The organism is Halomonas sp. PA16-9 (genome assembly GCF_009728585.1).
GTDB classification, from domain to species: Bacteria; Pseudomonadota; Gammaproteobacteria; order Pseudomonadales; family Halomonadaceae; genus Vreelandella; species Vreelandella titanicae.
In genome coordinates this window covers 16669-33788 of the sequence record NZ_CP040452.1, presented here as the reverse complement: position 1 = coordinate 33788, position 17120 = coordinate 16669, and the positions used below count along the sequence as shown (strand labels likewise).

At 53.2% G+C, this 17120-nt stretch carries 12 protein-coding genes and 5 pseudogenes; 8 read left to right on the top strand and 9 right to left on the bottom strand.

The window, feature by feature from the left end:
- Positions 1 to 12: 12 nt before the first annotated feature.
- Together FDY98_RS16600 and FDY98_RS16595 are read left to right on the top strand one after the other, a co-directional pair.
- Positions 13 to 3015: an FAD-binding and (Fe-S)-binding domain-containing protein gene (locus FDY98_RS16600; protein ID WP_027958123.1), complete on the top strand. Its 3003-nt coding sequence runs from the start codon at positions 13 to 15 to the stop codon at positions 3013 to 3015.
- 34 nt (positions 3016 to 3049) lie between these two features.
- A complete protein-coding gene (locus FDY98_RS16595; RefSeq protein WP_027958122.1) occupies positions 3050 to 3574 on the top strand; it encodes a gamma carbonic anhydrase family protein in 525 nt (174 codons plus the stop codon).
- 105 nt (positions 3575 to 3679) lie between these two features.
- Here the strand turns inward: FDY98_RS16595 and FDY98_RS16590 are convergent.
- A pseudogene (locus FDY98_RS16590) lies at positions 3680 to 5368 on the bottom strand (L-lactate permease).
- Between the two features lie 377 nt (positions 5369 to 5745).
- On the opposite strand from FDY98_RS16590, the gene FDY98_RS16585 reads away from it, so the two are divergent.
- From FDY98_RS16585 to FDY98_RS16575, 3 genes are all read left to right on the top strand, one after another.
- Complete coding sequence (locus tag FDY98_RS16585; protein ID WP_027958121.1) at positions 5746 to 6438, top strand: glutathione S-transferase family protein; 693 nt, start codon at positions 5746 to 5748, stop codon at positions 6436 to 6438.
- A 113-nt stretch (positions 6439 to 6551) separates the two neighbouring features.
- The gene (locus tag FDY98_RS16580; RefSeq protein ID WP_027958120.1) at positions 6552 to 7241 is read left to right on the top strand and encodes a glutathione binding-like protein; all 690 of its coding nucleotides are present in this window, start codon (positions 6552 to 6554) and stop codon (positions 7239 to 7241) included.
- Between the two features lie 180 nt (positions 7242 to 7421).
- Positions 7422 to 7778, top strand: a complete 357-nt coding sequence (locus tag FDY98_RS16575; protein ID WP_027958119.1) for a phasin family protein — start codon at positions 7422 to 7424, stop codon at positions 7776 to 7778.
- 78 nt (positions 7779 to 7856) lie between these two features.
- Here the strand turns inward: FDY98_RS16575 and FDY98_RS29645 are convergent.
- Both FDY98_RS29645 and uraD read right to left on the bottom strand, forming a co-directional pair.
- Positions 7857 to 9222 (bottom strand): annotated as a pseudogene (locus FDY98_RS29645) (uracil-xanthine permease family protein).
- Positions 9223 to 9341: 119 nt separating this feature from the next.
- Positions 9342 to 9878, bottom strand: a complete 537-nt coding sequence (gene uraD / locus FDY98_RS16565; protein WP_027958117.1) for a 2-oxo-4-hydroxy-4-carboxy-5-ureidoimidazoline decarboxylase — start codon at positions 9876 to 9878, stop codon at positions 9342 to 9344.
- A gap of 163 nt (positions 9879 to 10041) precedes the next feature.
- Between uraD and uraH the strand changes: the two genes are divergently transcribed.
- The 3 genes and pseudogenes from uraH to FDY98_RS16550 all read left to right on the top strand — a co-directional run bounded on the left by uraH (position 10042) and on the right by FDY98_RS16550 (position 12360).
- A complete protein-coding gene (uraH, locus tag FDY98_RS16560; protein WP_027958116.1) occupies positions 10042 to 10395 on the top strand; it encodes a hydroxyisourate hydrolase in 354 nt (117 codons plus the stop codon).
- Positions 10396 to 10410: 15 nt separating this feature from the next.
- Positions 10411 to 11611, top strand: a pseudogene (locus FDY98_RS16555) (urate hydroxylase PuuD).
- Between the two features lie 15 nt (positions 11612 to 11626).
- A pseudogene (locus tag FDY98_RS16550) lies at positions 11627 to 12360 on the top strand (GntR family transcriptional regulator).
- 82 nt (positions 12361 to 12442) lie between these two features.
- On the opposite strand, the gene FDY98_RS16545 reads toward FDY98_RS16550, so the two are convergent.
- From FDY98_RS16545 to FDY98_RS16520, 6 genes and pseudogenes are all read right to left on the bottom strand, one after another.
- Positions 12443 to 12739, bottom strand: coding sequence for a type II toxin-antitoxin system RelE/ParE family toxin (locus tag FDY98_RS16545; RefSeq protein WP_027958113.1), 297 nt, complete (start codon positions 12737 to 12739; stop codon positions 12443 to 12445).
- A complete protein-coding gene (locus FDY98_RS16540) occupies positions 12739 to 12993 on the bottom strand; it encodes a type II toxin-antitoxin system ParD family antitoxin (RefSeq protein WP_027958112.1) in 255 nt (84 codons plus the stop codon). Before FDY98_RS16540 ends, FDY98_RS16545 begins: the two co-directional genes overlap by 1 nt.
- Before the next feature lie 140 nt (positions 12994 to 13133).
- Positions 13134 to 13487 (bottom strand): hypothetical protein, encoded by a 354-nt coding sequence (locus tag FDY98_RS16535; protein ID WP_027958111.1) that lies wholly within the window; start codon positions 13485 to 13487, stop codon positions 13134 to 13136.
- Positions 13488 to 13493: 6 nt separating this feature from the next.
- On the bottom strand, positions 13494 to 13802 hold the full coding sequence (locus tag FDY98_RS16530) for a hypothetical protein (RefSeq protein WP_027958110.1): 309 nt from the start codon (positions 13800 to 13802) through the stop codon (positions 13494 to 13496).
- 1054 nt (positions 13803 to 14856) lie between these two features.
- On the bottom strand, positions 14857 to 15183 hold the full coding sequence (locus tag FDY98_RS16525) for a DUF6678 family protein (RefSeq protein WP_340147005.1): 327 nt from the start codon (positions 15181 to 15183) through the stop codon (positions 14857 to 14859).
- Between the two features lie 440 nt (positions 15184 to 15623).
- Positions 15624 to 17092, bottom strand: a pseudogene (locus FDY98_RS16520) (NCS1 family nucleobase:cation symporter-1).
- Between the last annotated feature and the right edge of the window lie 28 nt (positions 17093 to 17120).

The window sequence follows — 17120 nt, the reverse complement described above, 5'->3', positions numbered from 1 at the left end:
GGGGAGAGCCACATGACGTCTCTGACGAACCAACACCCGTCCCGTGATGCCAAGATTAAACCGCTCGGCGAACTAGCCGAGCGGTTATCCCGAGAGATGGCCGGGGAGGTGCTGTTTGACCGGGCCACTCGGGGGCGCTATTCAACCGACGCTTCGATTTATCAGGTGACGCCGATAGGTGTGATCATTCCGCGCCACCAGGAAGATCTGAAAATTGCCCTGGATATTGCCCGTGATGCCAAAGTGCCGATTTTGGCCCGGGGCGCGGGCACTAGCCAATGTGGCCAAACCGTCGGCGAAGCGCTGGTAATCGACACCACCCGTTGGCTCAATCAGGTGGTTGAGTTTGACGCCGAGGCGCGCACCGTGGTGGTTGAGCCGGGCATCGTTCTCGACCACCTCAACGCTTGGCTCAAACCCTACGGGCTCTGGTATCCGGTAGATGTTTCCACCAGCGCACAGTGCACCGTTGGGGGCATGGCAGGCAATAACTCCTGTGGGTCACGGTCAATCTTCTACGGCAATATGGTGCACAACGTGCTGGGCGTGGAAGCACTATTGGCTGACGGCAGCGCGGCGAGTTTTGGTTTCGTTGACAGATTCGCGGAAGGCTCGCAGGAGCAGCGCCTTGCCCAGCAGGTGAAGGCGATTGCGGAGCGTGTGAGCCCTGAAATTCGTGATCACTTTCCCAAAGTGCTGCGTCGGGTGGGTGGCTACAACCTGGATCTATTTGATTGCCAAAACCCTATGCCCTACGACCCTGATGGGCGCGCCAACCTGGCCCATCTGCTGGTAGGCTCGGAAGGTACGCTAGGAGTAAGCCAGCGTATTAAGCTCAGGCTTTCACTGCTGCCCGAGCAGAAGGTGCTGGGCGTGGTGAATTTCCCGACCTTTTATCAGGCGATGGATTTCACCCAGCATATCGTCAAGCTCGGCCCCACGGCGGTCGAGCTGGTTGACCGCACCATGATTGAGCTGTCGCTGGAGAACCCAGCGTTCCGCCCGGTCATTGAGAAGGCGCTGATTGGCAAGCCGGAAGCCATTTTGCTGGTGGAGTTTGCCGGTCACGACCATGTAACGCAGCTTGAAGCGCTGAGTGGGCTTAATGAATTGATGGGCGATTTAGGCCTGCCGGGCAGCGTGGTGGATATGCCCGAAGCGGCTGAGCAGAAAGCGCTGTGGAACGTGCGCAAAGCCGGGCTCAACATTATGATGAGCATGAAGGGCGACGGTAAGCCGGTCTCCTTTATTGAAGATTGCGCGGTGCCGCTTGAACACCTGGCCGAGTACACCGACAAGCTCACCGAGGTATTTAACCGCTACGGCACCGAAGGTACCTGGTACGCCCATGCAGGCGTTGGCACACTGCACGTACGGCCGATTCTTGATATGCGCCGCGACGGCGCAGAAAAAATGCGCGAAATCGCCGAGCTGGCCTCCGCGTTAGTCCGCGAATACAAAGGCGCTTACTCCGGGGAACATGGCGACGGAATTTGCCGTGGCGAGTGGGTAGCGTGGCAGTTTGGCGAAACGGTCAACAATGCCTTCCGCGAAATCAAGCAGCTGTTCGACCCGGAAAACCTCTTCAACCCGGGCAAAATCGTCGATACCCCCAAAATGGACGACGAGCGCTATTTTCGTTTTCCTAAAAGCTACACCACAATCCCGCTTACCCCAGTATTCGACTGGTCCGCCTGGAATGTAAAGCGCGTCCCACTCACCGGTGAGCAAACACCGCCTGGCAGCGGCGGCGATGCGACCCATGGCTTGGCCATGGCGGTAGAGATGTGTAACAACAACGGCCACTGCCGTAAGTTTGATGCGGGCACCATGTGTCCGAGCTTCCGTATCACGAGAGACGAGCAGCACCTGACCCGCGGCCGAGCCAATACGCTGCGCTTGGTGCTCTCAGGCCAATTGGGTAAGTCAGGGCTCGCCAGTGACGACGTGAAAGAAGCGCTTGATCTCTGCGTATCTTGTAAGGGCTGCAAGCGGGATTGCCCCACGGGGGTCGATATGGCGAAGTTCAAGATCGAAGCCCGCACCGCACGCGCTCGTGCCAATGGGTTATCACTGCGTGATCGCATGGTCGGCGAGATGCCGCGCTACGCGCCCTGGGCCAGCAAGTTTTCTGCTCTGGTAAATGGCGTGGAGCGAGTGCCGTTTCTGGCCAAACAGATCAAGCAGGCGTTAAAGCTGGCGCCCCAACGCTCGTTGCCGCTGTTTAACGGTAATTTTCTCGCCAGTGCCGAGGCGTCGCAATCGTCATTTGCCTCGGAGCGCGAAGTGCTGCTGTTTGTGGATACCTTCAATAACTATATGGAGGGCGAAAATGCCAAGGCAGCCAAGCGGGTGCTGGAAGCCGCGGGGTACCGCGTGCATCTCAATATTACCAAAGGCCAACGGCCACTCTGCTGTGGTCGAACCTACTTATCGTCGGGCCAGTTTGATAAAGCCAAAGCGGAAGCCAAACGCACCCTTGAGCACCTGATGCCGTTTGTCGAACGCGGCGTGGCGATAGTGGGCTTGGAACCCTCTTGCCTGCTCACCATGCGCGATGAATTCCTTCAGTACGGCTTTGGCGAAGAGGCTAAAGCACTGTCGTCATCGGCCTATCTGTTTGAAGAGTTTCTGGTCAAGGCGCGTGCCGAAGATCAGCTTCTCCTCGAACTTAAGCCGCTGCACTACGATCGAGCGCTGCTGCACGGTCACTGCCATCAAAAGGCGTTTGATGCGTTGCGCCCCGTTGAGCAAGTGCTGGGCTGGATTCCTGACCTCAACGTCGAGACTATCGAGTCCTCATGCTGTGGTATGGCAGGCAGCTTCGGCTATGAAGCAGAGCACTACGACGCCTCACTGAAAATGGCGGAGCTCTCGCTTTTACCTGCAATTCGAAAAGCGGATAGCAACGCCGTATTGATTGCCGATGGCACGAGCTGTCGCCATCAGATTCACGATGGAAGTGGCCGCGAAGCGATTCACGTTGCCCGATTGCTGGAGCAAGCGCTAGCCTGAATGCGGAACACCAACAACAACCCAGGAGATCAATGTGGCCATTTATCAATACGGTGAGTATCGCCCAGAGATTCACGACGAGGTCTACATCGCGGAAACGGCGGATGTTATCGGCCAAGTGACCTTAAAGGCACATTCAAGCGTCTGGTATCAGGCCGTGTTGCGCGGCGACAGTGACCATCTGGAGATAGGCGAAGAGAGCAATGTTCAGGATGGTGCGGTTCTCCATGCTGACCCAGGCTTTCCGCTTAAAGTAGGAAAAGGGGTGACGGTCGGGCATCAGGCTATGCTGCATGGCTGCACCGTAGGCGATGGCTGCTTAATCGGTATACAGGCGGTAGTACTCAATGGCGCGGTGATTGGTGAGAATAGCCTGGTGGGTGCCGGTGCCTTTATTAAGGAGGGCGCGGTGTTTCCGCCTAACTCGTTAATCGTTGGCTCGCCTGCCAGGGTGGTGCGGGAGCTTTCTGATGAGGCCGTTGCGGGTATGAAAAAGAATGCCCAGGGCTATGTCGAGCGCGGTAAACGCCACAGCCATGAGCTAAAGCGAATAGACTGACGCTAGCTGGCTAGATTGATCTCACCAAAACGACAAAACCCCCAGGTTTAGGCCTGGGGGTTTGTGTTTCTAGCGTAGCGTATACGAGCGCTAGCTCACATTACATCACATCAACGGATCTGTGACGCCAATAACGTAGAACGCAATCAGTGCGATGGTACCGGCAAAGATGAGGTAGTAGATGGTGGGCAGAATCGTCTTACGCAGCGTGGCGCCTTCACGGCCTAACAGCCCGACCGTTGCTGACGCCGCGACCACGTTATGGATGGCAATCATATTACCTGCCGCCGCACCCACGGCCTGCAGCGCTACCATCATGGCCGTAGAGAGGCCCAGGGTTTCAGCAACACTAAACTGGAACTCCGCCAGCATTAGATTGGATACCGTGTTGGAACCTGCAATAAAGGCGCCCAGCGCCCCTACCGCTGGGGCAAAGAAGGGGTAAATGCCGCCTACGCTACTGGCCACTGCCTGGGCCATCATTACCGGCATTGAAACAAGGTCTGCGCCGTTAACGCCGGAGTTGATCAAGATGCGCACCATCGGCACGGTAAAGATCAAAACGAAACCCGCCCCAAAAATCGTTTTGGTAGATTCAGACACCGCAGCGCTAATCTTTTGCGGATTCATGCGGTGCAGGAAATAGGTCACAATGACCACGGCAATTATAATACCGCCGGGCAAGTAGAGCGGCTGAACCCCACCGCTGATGCCCGCTTCACCAAGAATATTGTTCCAACTGAGGTTAATAGAGGTAAGTGCTGTTTTGAGGGGCTCAATAATGCGAGAGGCCACCAAAAACAGTGCGAGCAGCACATAGGGTACCCAGCCTTTAAAGGTGGACATCGGCGCTCTGCCGACAACGTCGTCAAGCTTGATCTGCAGGTTGCCGATCCACTCGTCTGGCCAAGAAGAGGACTCGGGGAAATCCCAGGTATCTTTAGGCATCAGAAAGCCGCGTTTGGCAGCGGTACGACAATCGCCAAGCCCACCATCGCGCCGATCATTGACGGGAATTCAGGGCCCAACAGCACGCCCACCAGCATGTAAGGCACTACGAAGCAGATACCGGTAAAGATGGCGAAGGGGGTAATCGACAGTCCCTCTTTCCAGGAACGGTTGGCACCGAAGAAACGCACCATCACGGTAACGAGAATCAGCGGCATTAAAATGCCCACGATGCCGTGAGTAATCGCCACTTCGCTGGTGACTAGTTGGAAGAAGACATCCCAGCTTGAGCCTACCGAGTCGAGTTCGCGCTAATGCCAGCACGATCCAGGCCACTACCAACCCCGACCACAATAGGCGTGCCCACCGCGCCAAACGAGACAGGCGTTGATTGAATCATCATACCCACGACCACAGCAGCAAGCGCCGGGAAGCCAAGAGCGACCATTAGCGGTGCAGCTACCGCGGCGGGCGTACCGAAGCCTGAGGCCCCTTCGATAAAACAGCCGAACAGCCAGGCAACAATCAACGCCTGTACACGGCGGTCAGGGCTAATGCCTGAAAAACCATTACGGATAGCCGTAATACCGCCGGAGTGCTTAAGCGTATTAAGCAGCAGTATGGCGCCAAATATGATCCATAGGAGACCCGCAGTTTGAATCAGGCCTTGGATGGTCGACGCCGCCACGCGGCTAAAGGACATATCCCAAGCGGTTAAGCCAATAATGGCCGCGGTCAGGAAAAAATCGGCATCGCTATCTTGGCAGGTATTTTAAACCCTATGAGCAAAATACCGGCCAGCAACAGCGGCAGGAAGGCCAGAAGTGCAAGTATCGTTTCATTCATGGAAGGAACTGCCCCTTGTTATTGATTTGGTATGCTCCGCAATAACCGTCTGGCAGTCGTACCGCCAGTCGGGTGTAGGTGAAAGATACGATTAGGCTAATCATATGACTACATTGGAAAATTGGTCTTACCACTTAAGTGCTTGTTTGATAGCTAGTTTTTCACGGCTTTTATTTTCTTATATATATGTTTTAAATGGTTTTTTGGTAGTCGGGGGTAAGTCTAAAGGCGCTGAGTCATTAGACTAATAGACAGTACAGTTGCCAGCGAAAGGATGAGTACAGAACTCGCTAGTTGCGTCGTAGTTGTCTTACGCTCATTGTTATCGGCTGAAATGCTGTGTACTCACTATGATCAACCACACGGAGGTTATGGCAGTGGCAATGACTCTTTATGATCTGTGCGGCCGGGACGAACGGCTCCGCTTCTCACCTTACTGCTGGCGCGTACGTATGGCACTCGCCCACAAAGGGCTGGAGTTCACCTCCGTAGCGTGGCGATTCCTCGATAAGAAAGCGCTGGCGTTTGCCGACTACGACAAAGTGCCGGTGCTCTGCGACGGTGATCAGGTCGTTACCGACAGTTTCGAGATTATGCGCTACCTGGATAAGGCGTATCCCGAGGCACCCGTGTTGGGTGAGGGCGTCAGCTATCAGCGGGTATTACTGTTCAAATACTTTGTTGAGCGCAGCATAAACCCTGCGCTATTCCGCATTATTGCCATGGATTTATTTGCAGCCGTCCACCCAGACGACCGTAGCTATTTCCGCGAAACACGCGAAGCGCGGTTTGGTTGCACGCTGGAAGAGTTCCATCAGCCCGAGCAGGGTAAGCAGCAGCTCAAGAAGGCGCTGGCACCGGTACGTGACCTGCTGCGGGAGAGCACCTTTTTAGACGGTGACGCACCCAGCGGCTCAGATTACCTGCTGTTTGGCAGCATGATGTGGGCTCACGTTGTATCGACACAGGCGGTAGTAGAGCCTGGCGACCCGGTGGATGAGTGGTTCAAGCGTATGCTCAACGTGCACAATGGGGCTGCCAGTAATGCCCTGACCGTACGCGATATATAACGCCAACGGCGCGATATGGCTAACAGGGCGGTACGCTAAAGTACCGCTCGATAAATTTTGAAATCTTGGTGGCTCATTGCGAGTGAATCAAGGTTTTCATCAAGGAGATGGCAATGATTGACCTGTATTATTGGACAACACCTAACGGCCATAAAATCTCCATCATGCTCGAAGAAGCCAATCTGGCGTACCGAGTGAAGCCGATTAACATTGGCCGAGGCGAGCAGTTTGATCCTGAATTTCTCACTATCGCCCCCAATAATCGAATTCCCGCTATTGTCGATCACTCACCACAGGATGGTGGCCAGCCGCTATCGATGTTTGAGTCGGGCGCTATCCTCGAGTACCTGGCCGATAAGAGTGGCCTCTTCTTACCCTCTGCAGGCCGCGAGCGCTATATCGTATTGCAGTGGTTGCACTGGCAAATGGGTGGGCTAGGGCCCATGGCAGGCCAAAACCATCACTTTTGCCACTATGCGCCGCAAAAGATCGATTACGCCATTGAGCGCTACGTGCGCGAAACCAATCGGCTTTATAGCGTGCTAGACCAACGCTTGGCGCATCACACTTATGTCGGTGGCGATGACTACTCGATTGCTGACATGGCGATCTATCCCTGGATTGTTCCCTGGGAAAAACAGCGTCAAACCCTGGACGAGTTTCCCGACTTGGAGCGCTGGTTTGACATGATCAAAGCACGCCCGGCCGTACGTCGAGCTTATGCATTGGTCGAAGACGTCAATCCCCAAGCCGGCGTGGAAATGGATGAGCAGGCGCGTAAGCACTTGTTCGGTAACCGCTAGTAGCAGGCTGCTGTCAGCCGTTCTAACTATTTGTGAGTGAGCAGGCGCAGCATGAGGAAAAATCATGTTGCGCTGCACAAAAAGCACTGCTAGCTTTAAGGACAGCAGAGGCAAAAGCCTGGCTAAGAACCGCCTAATCAAGGCGTGTTTATGTGCTAGCTCACTCTTGGAGGTACTATTATGAACAAAGCGACTGAGAAAACCACGCAGCAGTTTGAGTCCGTTTTTGTTTCACCGATGCGTTCTTACACGCTGACAGCGCTAGATTACTATGATCAGCTGGTGAGTGCACAGTTAGATGCAGCCCGTGCCTACTCGGACATGGCGATTGCGCAAGCGCGCACTTGGCTTGATGTCAAAGACCCCGACAGCTTCAAAAAAGCCATGGAAACCCAGCAAAAAACGGCTGGCGAATTTATGGAACGAGTGAAGGGCGACACGGAAAAAGTAACTTCCATCGGCCAAAGCTTCGCTCAAGACAGCCAAAAAATGGCAGAAGAGACCACTAAGAAAGCGGTAGAGACCGCCAAGCAGTAATTTAACTGTACCACCGCTTTAAAACGCCGCGCCCCGAGGGTGCGGCGTTTTTATTTGCACCCGCTCATCAGTGCATGATTAACGGTTTTGATACTCCGCTTCGGCCTTGGCCAGTTTGGCACGCCTGTCAGGTTTGCCTGGTAAAATGGCGTCTAGTAATAAAGCGGCGAGGGCGGCAGGCACTAAGCCCGACTTAAGCAGCAGCCCTAGCTGCCCCGGCATGGTTTCTGAAATCGCCTCGACGGCTGGTAGACCGATACCCAGGCTTAGCGAAACGGCAATTATCAGCATGTTGCGCTGATCCAGCTCGCACTCTTTGATAATTTTAAGACCCGCCGATGCAATCATGCCGAACATGACGACGCCCGCACCGCCAAGAACCGCAGGCGGCATGGCGGCCACCAGTCCTCCCAGCTTGGGAAATAGCCCCATGGCAATTAATAGCAACCCACCGATGGTAACCACATGGCGACTCACCACGCCGGTGAGGGTAATCAAACCAACATTTTGAGCGTAAGCGGTGTTGGGTAGAGTATTGAAAACCGCTGCCAATGAAGTGGCCACACCATCGGCCATCACGCCGCGGAAAGCTCGCGATCCTTCGCCGGGCGCCTGCCCCTGTGGTCGTAATCGCAGAGATATTGCCGATCGTTTCTAACCCAACCACGAACATAATCAGCGTCATGCCAATGATTGCGGTGCCCGAAAACGTCATGCCGTATTCCAGCGGCTTGGGGAGTGCAAACCAGGCAGCGTTACTCAGTGACGTAAAATCAACTATTCCAAGGGCAATGGCCACTATGTAGCCAGCCAATAAGCCAAATAGAATAGAGGATGCTTTGATAAAGCCCCGCCCATATTGATGAACGGCAATCGTCACGCTGAGTACAAAGAGCGCCAGCAACAAGTTGCTGGGTGATGCAAAGTCATCCGCCCCCACACCGCCCGCGGCGTAATTGAGGCCGACCGGCATCAATGTAATCCCGATCAATAGCACCACAATGCCGGTGACTACTGGAGAGAACCAGTGGCGAATCTTCTTTAAAAACGCACCGAGCACAATTTGCAGCAGCCCTGCTACAAAGGAAGCGCCCAGAACGGCGGGTAGGCCAAACGCTTTCGCCAGCGGCAGCGCCACCGGCAAGAAGCCAAAGCTAGTGCCCTGCACAATCGGTAGGCGTGCGCCTATCGGGCCGATGCCGATGGTTTGTACCAGCGTGGATACCCCCGCAACAAACAGTGCCACCTGAATTAAAAAGATCTGCTCCGCCGGATTAGCGCCGATCACGCCAGCAATAATAATCGGCGGTGTCACGTTGCCAGCGAACATGGCCATGATGTGCTGGAGGCCTAGCGGGATCGCTTTTGATAACGGCGGCATCGCATCGGGGTTTTGATTAATGGTACGCGAAGGCCGCGTTTTGGCATCGGGCAGTGTGGACATAGAGAGCCTTTATTCGCTGTGGGTGACATTGTTTTCTTCTTGCATCCATTAGCCAATAAAAGTGTATACAAGAAATAAATGCAATAGCCCGATCAACGAATAGTCTTCAACGCTTCGTTTTATTGCTCGGCCCGCGCCCTTAACCGAAAGCGCGCAATGCGAATAATTTGCTCAATTGCCGTTTGGCGCTCGGTAGCCGCATCGTTGTTCAGGCGCTCCTCGAAGGCTGCTAATATGGCATGTCGATCCAGCCCTTTAACGGCAATCACAAAAGGAAAGCCAAACTTCTCCTTGTACGCCGCATTAAGGTATTCAAAGCGCGCAAACTCCTCAGGGCTGCACTGGTCAAGCCCGGCGCCTGCTTGTTCGCTGGTTGAGTCTTGGGTTAATTCACCTGCCATAGCGGCTTTGCCTGCCAGGTCAGGGTGCGCCTGAATCACCTTAATTTGCTGTTCGTTGCTCGCCTGCTGCAACATAAGCCCCATCAGCTCGGCTAATGCGTCAGGCTCGTCGTGGGCTTCAGCCAGGCCGTGCTGCCAGGCAGCTTCGGCCACCCAGGGGGAGTGTTCATAAACATCCCCATAGTGATGAGTCAGCATTTCAAGACTGCACTTGCTAGGCGCGGGTGAAAGCAGTAACGGTTGCGGTGTGGGCACTGGAACTCTCCTAAGCGGTTTAAGTTTTTACAACATACGTGATTCAAAGCAAACGTGGATCTAAATGTGCAGGGTTGGACTTACTGTATACAATAAATATCAGTAACGGTACTCTTTGACCAATAGGTCAAGCAACGTCATCAATAATCAACAAGGAGCGGCTATGGGACGTTTAACCACCCACGTACTGGATACCGCCAAAGGTCAGCCCGGTCAGGGGATTACCATTGAGGTGTTTCGCCTTACCGGCAGTGAGCGCCAGCATCTGAGTACCGTGATCACCAACAGTGACGGGCGTTGCGATGCGCCCATTTTAGAGGGTGATGCGCTCACGCCAGGCGAGTACGAACTGGTGTTCCATGCCGGTGACTACCTGCGTGCTCAAGGCGTTGAAGCTGCCGAACCGCGCTTTCTAGATGTTATCCCGCTGCGCTTTGGCGTTGCGGATGCCAGCCAGCACTACCATGTGCCGCTACTTCTCTCGCCCTATGGCTACTCAACTTACCGCGGTAGCTGATAAGGGACTTCCGTTATGCAAGCGTATCTAATCGATTTTGTTAATTTGCTGCTGCGCTGGCTGCATGTGATTGCGGCCATCGCCTGGATCGGCGAGTCGATCTATTTTGTAATGCTGGATAATAGCCTGCGCACACCGAAAGCTGAGGAAGACCGCCAGAAGGGTGTGTTTGGCGAAATGTGGTCGGTGCATGGTGGTGGTTTTTACCACAACCAGAAGTACGCTACCGCACCTGCCAAGTTACCCAATGATCTGCACTGGTCATTCTGGAAAGCTTACACCACCTGGCTTTCCGGCTTTGCGCTGTTTGTGATTCTCTACATGGTCAATCCGGGCTTCTATCTGGTAAACCCCAATAGTCCCTGGGAGTGGGCAGCCAGCATGACGGGCTGGCAGGCCAACGTGCTGGCGCTGGCATTTTTGCTGGGCGGTTGGGTGGTTTATAACGAGCTGTGTAAACGCATTAGCCCCAATATGGATCGCGACGGCCTGCTCAGTGTCGCTGTTGCCGTAATGATGGTGGTCGTTGCCTACCTCAGCACGCAGATGTTCACGGCCGTGCTGCCTTTCTGCTCACAGGTGCGGTGATGGCGACGGCAATGTCAGCCAACGTTTTCTTCTGGATCATTCCCGGCCAGCGCCGCATGGTAAAAGCCATGAAGGCAGGCGGTGCGCCTAATCCTTTGGATGGCAAACGCGGCAAGCAGCGCTCGGTGCATAACACCTACTTCACGCTACCGGTCGTGTTGTTGATGGTGAGTAATCACTACTCCTTTATCTACTCCCACGAGCTTGCCGGGTCGTGATGGTGCTGTTTATCTTTGCCGGTGCTTTAATCCGTCAATTCTTTGTGTTGATGCATGCAGGCAAAACCCAGCCAGCGTATCCCGCCGTTGGGGTAGGGCTTATTCTGTTAGCGTTTTGGGTGGCCGCACCAAGTTCATCGTCGCCTAGTGGTAATGACGGCGCGCAAGGGCCGGATCAGGAACAAATCACCGGCTTGATTGAGCAGCACTGTGTTCAGTGTCATGCTCGCAACCCTGAGCATGCCGGTTTTTCAGCACCGCCCGCGGGGATTGCTTTCGATAGCTGGGATGAAATCCTCGGGCAAAAGGCACAAATTCAGCAGGTCGTGACCAGCCGCTATATGCCGTTAGGCAATATGACCAACATGAGCGATGAAGAGCGCGATATGATTGCCGCTTGGGAGGAATGATCAGAGAGGATAGCTATGAGTGATGCGCAGGCGCCGGAAAAACGGCGCGCTCCTGCTAAAGAAACGAAAAATAGCAAAGAGGGCGATGAACGCCACGACGCCATTTATCGCTCCGTGAGCGATGCCATTGTCGAGCAGCGCTTAAAGCCCGGCGCACGGTTGCGCGAAGATGCGCTGGCGGAAGTCTTTGGCATTAGTCGCACCGGTATTCGTAAAATCCTGCAGCGCCTGGCGCTGGAGCAGTTAGTCACGCTAACACCGCGCCGTGGCGCCAGCGTTACCCGGCCCACCGCCGATGAAGCCAAAGACGTGTTCGATGCCCGCCAGTTAATCGAGTGCGGATTAATGCCCGATGTGGCGCGGCGCATGGGCGAAAAAGAAGCAGCGGAGCTGCGCGAAATGGCCCGCAAGAGCGCCAAGCGCTGCGCAGCGGCCAACAGAGCGTGGCTATTCGCCTATCGGCCGACTTCCATGTGCGTTTAGCGCAGCTCTCAGGCAACGCCACCCTGGCAGAGTTTGTTGAACGCCTCTGTTCGCGTTCTTCACTGATACTCGCCGTCTACGGCCATCGCGGCCATTTAGGCTGTGAATCCCATGACCACGACGACCTGATCGGCTACCTGGAAGCAGGCAACGGCGAACGCGCCAAAGCCTTTATGAGCCGCCATCTAAAAGCTATTGAGGCGTCGCTATCCATGGTCGAAGAGGAGGAGAATGTGCCGGATTTGCAGCAGATATTTGGGGGATGAGGTTGATGGCTCAAGCTGCAGCTTGTTGGGGGCAACGGCACGGGGCGGTGATATTGAAGCTGCGCCGAGAATATAGCTCCTACTACTTCAAAAGCCTTTCCGGAGCATCCATGTCCTCATGAAGCACACGAACAACGAGCACTTTCGAGTCATGCAGTTGATAAAAAACAGCGTGGTGCTCGACCTGTAATCTGCGATACCCAGAAAAAACATGGTCGTAGTTCGCGCCAAGTGATGGATGATCAATCAGCCGTTTCATGCCGGTCTCAAGCCGATCCAGGTAATTATCCGCCTGATCAACGCCCCATTCCTCACAGGTATACACCCAAATTCCGATGAGATCTGATTCCGCCTTTGGCGTGACATTCAACTCAAGCACTAATCAACCGCCTTGATCCGCTTACGGCCAGCCGCCTTAATAGCCGATATATCCAGGGGTTTCGGGTTCCCGCTTGACTCACCCTCAACGAGGGCTTGCCTCAGCATGGCAAGACGTTGTTTGGCCTGCTGATCCCTTCGGATAAGATCGCGGATGTATTCACTATCATTGCCATAGTGACCGCTTTCAATCTGGGCTTTCACCCAGTCGTTTTGCTGTTCAGTCAGCGTGATGGTTTTTCGGTGCATGCTCATGGCTGATGCTCCTAACATGGGAGAGGTGTGATATTGTCATACTTTCCCCGCCTCCTGGATCAATGATGCTCTTACGCCGCCATAAACGGCGCGAGCTTGCGAGCGTCCGGCGACTGTAGGGAGCGAATTTCATGGCTTTGTTAGAGCGACTTGATCGCATATGTTATCGTCAGACCAATTCCCATTAAAAAGGCAAGTATCTGCAAGCCTGTTGGCAGCCTACAATTTCCGCCCTGAATAGATAAGGAAGGGCTTTTATTTTTCGGGGGGTCAAGTGTTCCTGTTAATGCCATAAGCGCCCAGACGCCAAAAATAATTGATAAGAAATAGGTTATCCAAGCGGCGACAAGCCAGCCCGAAAAGCAATCTCCATTCTCGGCGAAAATGTCTTTGGCGAACGTAACTGTTAAAGCTATGATCGCTGTCGACAAGGTAATCAGCTGCTTTACTAAATCAGCAGCAAAATCAAAAGCTTTTTGAGTTTTTTCTTCCATCATCGATCAACAAATTGGGTAAATTGGACATAAAGTAGACAAGCTATTTTCAATATCTTCTACTTCAACTACCGACTTGACGCCGTGCAACCTGTCTCGGATGTCCTGAGCGAGCATTCGAAAGTTTTCTTGTGCTTCTATTGTTCGTGCATGAGTGACACGATCAAAATCGACCTTATGCATTCCTTTCTCGACTAAATTTTCAAATCGCTTTTCAGCATCTTCATTGATAGAAAGGTCCGCCAACACCTCATAAATAATCATCAAGAGCTTTTCACGAGGTTCCGGCTCTTTGATCATTACTGCTTCACTCATAGCATTCTCCCTGATATAGCTCTAACGCCGCTAGCACGCGCGGCTTTGTTGTGGAGGCGAAGCCGCAACGGAAAAGCCGTCGCCGTGCCTGGCCTTGTTAGGGCAACTTTTCATCAAGCCTCTCTGCATAGTGATGTAAGACCAACAGAACCATGTGTAACCGAAATGTTGAATCCGCAGACTCAGAAAGGCCTGGGTGCGACCCGTGAGGGTGCAGCCGTTTCCAAAAGCCTTCAACGAATCCCGAGCCATTGCCTAAAAACTCGTTATATTGAGAGATAAAGAAACCGCTGCTTGCTAAATCTTGCTTCTTTTGTTGTGTTGATTGGCCCGTCCCTATACCTAATAGCGCGTGGCATTGGTTGAAGAACTCCTCAACGAAAGACCTTAATTGGGCATTTGTAGCCGCCCAATCGCCGCGACCGTGAGCGGCCAGAGCTTGTTCGTAGTGCCCTATGGCGACATTTAACCCCCTAGCATTCAGAATCGAAAGAAGTTTGTTTTCTGACTCAGTTAAAGGGATAGCTTGAGGAAGTGATTGTCGGACGCTTTTATCAGTCAGCTCATATCCATCACTTGCAAGGCTGTTTCGGAGTGCGCTGAAATCTGAATTGTATGATTCTCTATGAGGTACTCAATCACATCAACAACCAACGGTGCTCCAGTTGAGGATTTTTCATTGCCATGAGCGATCAAGTACTTTGATATCGATGTCTCTTTTCTTTTATCCACTGGCCAGAAACAGCGGCCTCAAGTTCAAGCTCAAGGGCAAAACGCTCCACTTTATCATGCGTTTTGAAATTGAGAGCGTCGACCAATGTCAATATGGTTCTTCGGGAAAACATCAATAGCTCCGTCTAATGCCCTAACGTTTGGTTAAGGGCGGGCTTTAGCCCGTCCCAGCGAGCGGTTGAACCACTTGTTAGGCATTGCTTGGCGGGAAGTCTTCAAGCGACCTGGGAAGGTAGCCAAAAATCCGCACCACATCGCCTGAAACTTCGTATTCAAAACCAATTTCTCTTAATTTTGATGGAGAATCATGGAGAGTGGTCAATTACCTTGTTTTTGATGAGGCTGCCTCTTGTCGCTCTTGATGTAGGCCGATATCAAACCACTCAACACCCATTAAGGGGAACGGTAGGTGATACCACCATTCGGTATCCCATCTTGAAATATGGCCATTTACCCATTTGAAACGGTATGAAGGCCGCCATTCATCCTGCTGCCTCATAAAACTTATGAATTCGTTCCACTTGGTATTATTTGCTGCGCCACTCAATCCTCTTCTAGCAACAATGGCTCGAATTTTTTCTTTTTCATCAGAAGTGCCGGTATCGGCAAGCGGCGCATTATTCATTGCATTGCCTAACAGTTTACTCATACGCATGCGCGTTTTCCTGGGAAGCCAAAAACCATAAATAAGCAACAAGCGTCTGATATGAAATGAAAAAATAACTTTATCCTACTTAGGGCCGCCAGAAAATTGCGCTTGTGCATAAACATCCCAGAACACTTTTTAACTTACGCATAAACGCATGCAGCATTTTAATAACTCGTTGTTTTTTTAATTGCTTTAATCAAATTCTTTTCAGAAAAATAAGCACATGTCCCATGCGCCTACCAGAAAAACTCGCACTACAGATCAAAAAATAGCTCATTCCACTGAGTTTTGATACCGCCAAATACGTTGCTTGGTAGCGCCATGGGAGGATGCAGGCAGGTTTTCCACTGGCCACCCCAGCCCGCGACCCAAAAAAGCGCCACCGGCAAAACCGATGGCGCTTGTATGAGCTTTTAATCAGCTAGTTACGACCCACTTGTCTATTGCTGAGCCAACGCAGGCGCAGTCTTAAACTGCCGCATCAAACCGTAAAAAACAGCCCACCTAAGCCTGCACCGATTAGCCAGCCATAGCCGCCAAGCGCGGAAAGGGCGGGTACTAACACGGTAGAGAGAGAGAACAGTGCCGCCACGCCAAAGGCGAGAAGGGCGCGGGTGTTCCAGCCGTTTACGTAGTAGTAGGCGCTGCCCGGTGCTGATGAGAACAGCTCCTGCATGTTCAAGTGCTGACGCTTAATCAGGTAGTAGTCGACCACGATAATGCCGTAGAAGGGCGCGACGATGGCACCTAGCGCATTTACAAAGCCGGGCACGCCAATCTGGCTGATGACCGAAAGCCACAGCGCGCCGACAAAGAATGCGATTACCGCGGTAATTAGGCCGCCCATTTTAAAGCTGATTTTGCTGGGGAATAGGTTGGCCAGGTCGTAGGCGGGCGGAATGAAGTTGGCGACCAGGTTGATACCTACCGTGGCGGCAAAGAAGGTTAGTGCGGCGATAATCGTCAGCGGCAGCGAATCTACACGCTCGACGATATCGGCGGGGTTGGTCAGCGCCTCGCCAAACAGCACTAGAGTGCCAGCGGTAATAATCAGTGCGATAAACGAGAAAAACGCCACGTTGAGCGGCAAGCCCAACAGGTTGCCGAGCTTCATCTGGCGTTCGGTTTTCACAAAGCGGGTGAAGTCGCCGAAGTTGATCACCACCGCTGCGAAATACGCCACCATGGTGCCGACAATCGCCATAAAGGCCGCGATTGAGCTGCCGCTTGTCTCACTGCCACCGCTAAAAATAGTGCCAATGGCAGGAATCAGTTCACTTCCCGCCTGATACCAGACAATGATCATCAGCACCAACATCACCACGTATACTAACGGGCCCGCCCAGTTGAGAAAGTGCTTAATGCGCTCAATGCCCTGCCAGAAAATCGCGATCTGGAATAGCCACACAATCACAAACGACACCCAGGCCACGCCGGAAAGCCCCAGGAAGGTGCTGCCATTGCCTGTGCCAAAAAACGCCGTAATTAGAAGGGTGACGGCGGTGGAGGCGAAGTAGGTCTGCACGCCGTACCAAAAGATCCCCACGATGGCGCGCAGCATCGCGGGTAGGTTCGCGCCACGTATGCCCATGCTGGCGCGCACCATCACTGGGAAAGGGATGCCGTATTTAACGCTGGGCTTACCGGTGAGGTTGACCAAAAACATCACGATCACGCCCGCCAGAATAATCGCCGCCATCACCGCCCAGCCGTTCAGGCCGTAGGTTAAAAACAGCGAGGCCGCCAGAGTGTAGCCAAACAGGCTCTGGATATCGTTAGACCAAACGTTAAATATCTCAAACGCACCCCAGTTACGATCCTGGGGTTTCAGCGGTGCGAGATCCTCGTTATACAGCGTGGGATCAATGTGCTTAATATCCAGGTCACTAACGTCGTTGCTCTCTTTCATCTTATTAGCTCTTCGGTTGGCAAATGGA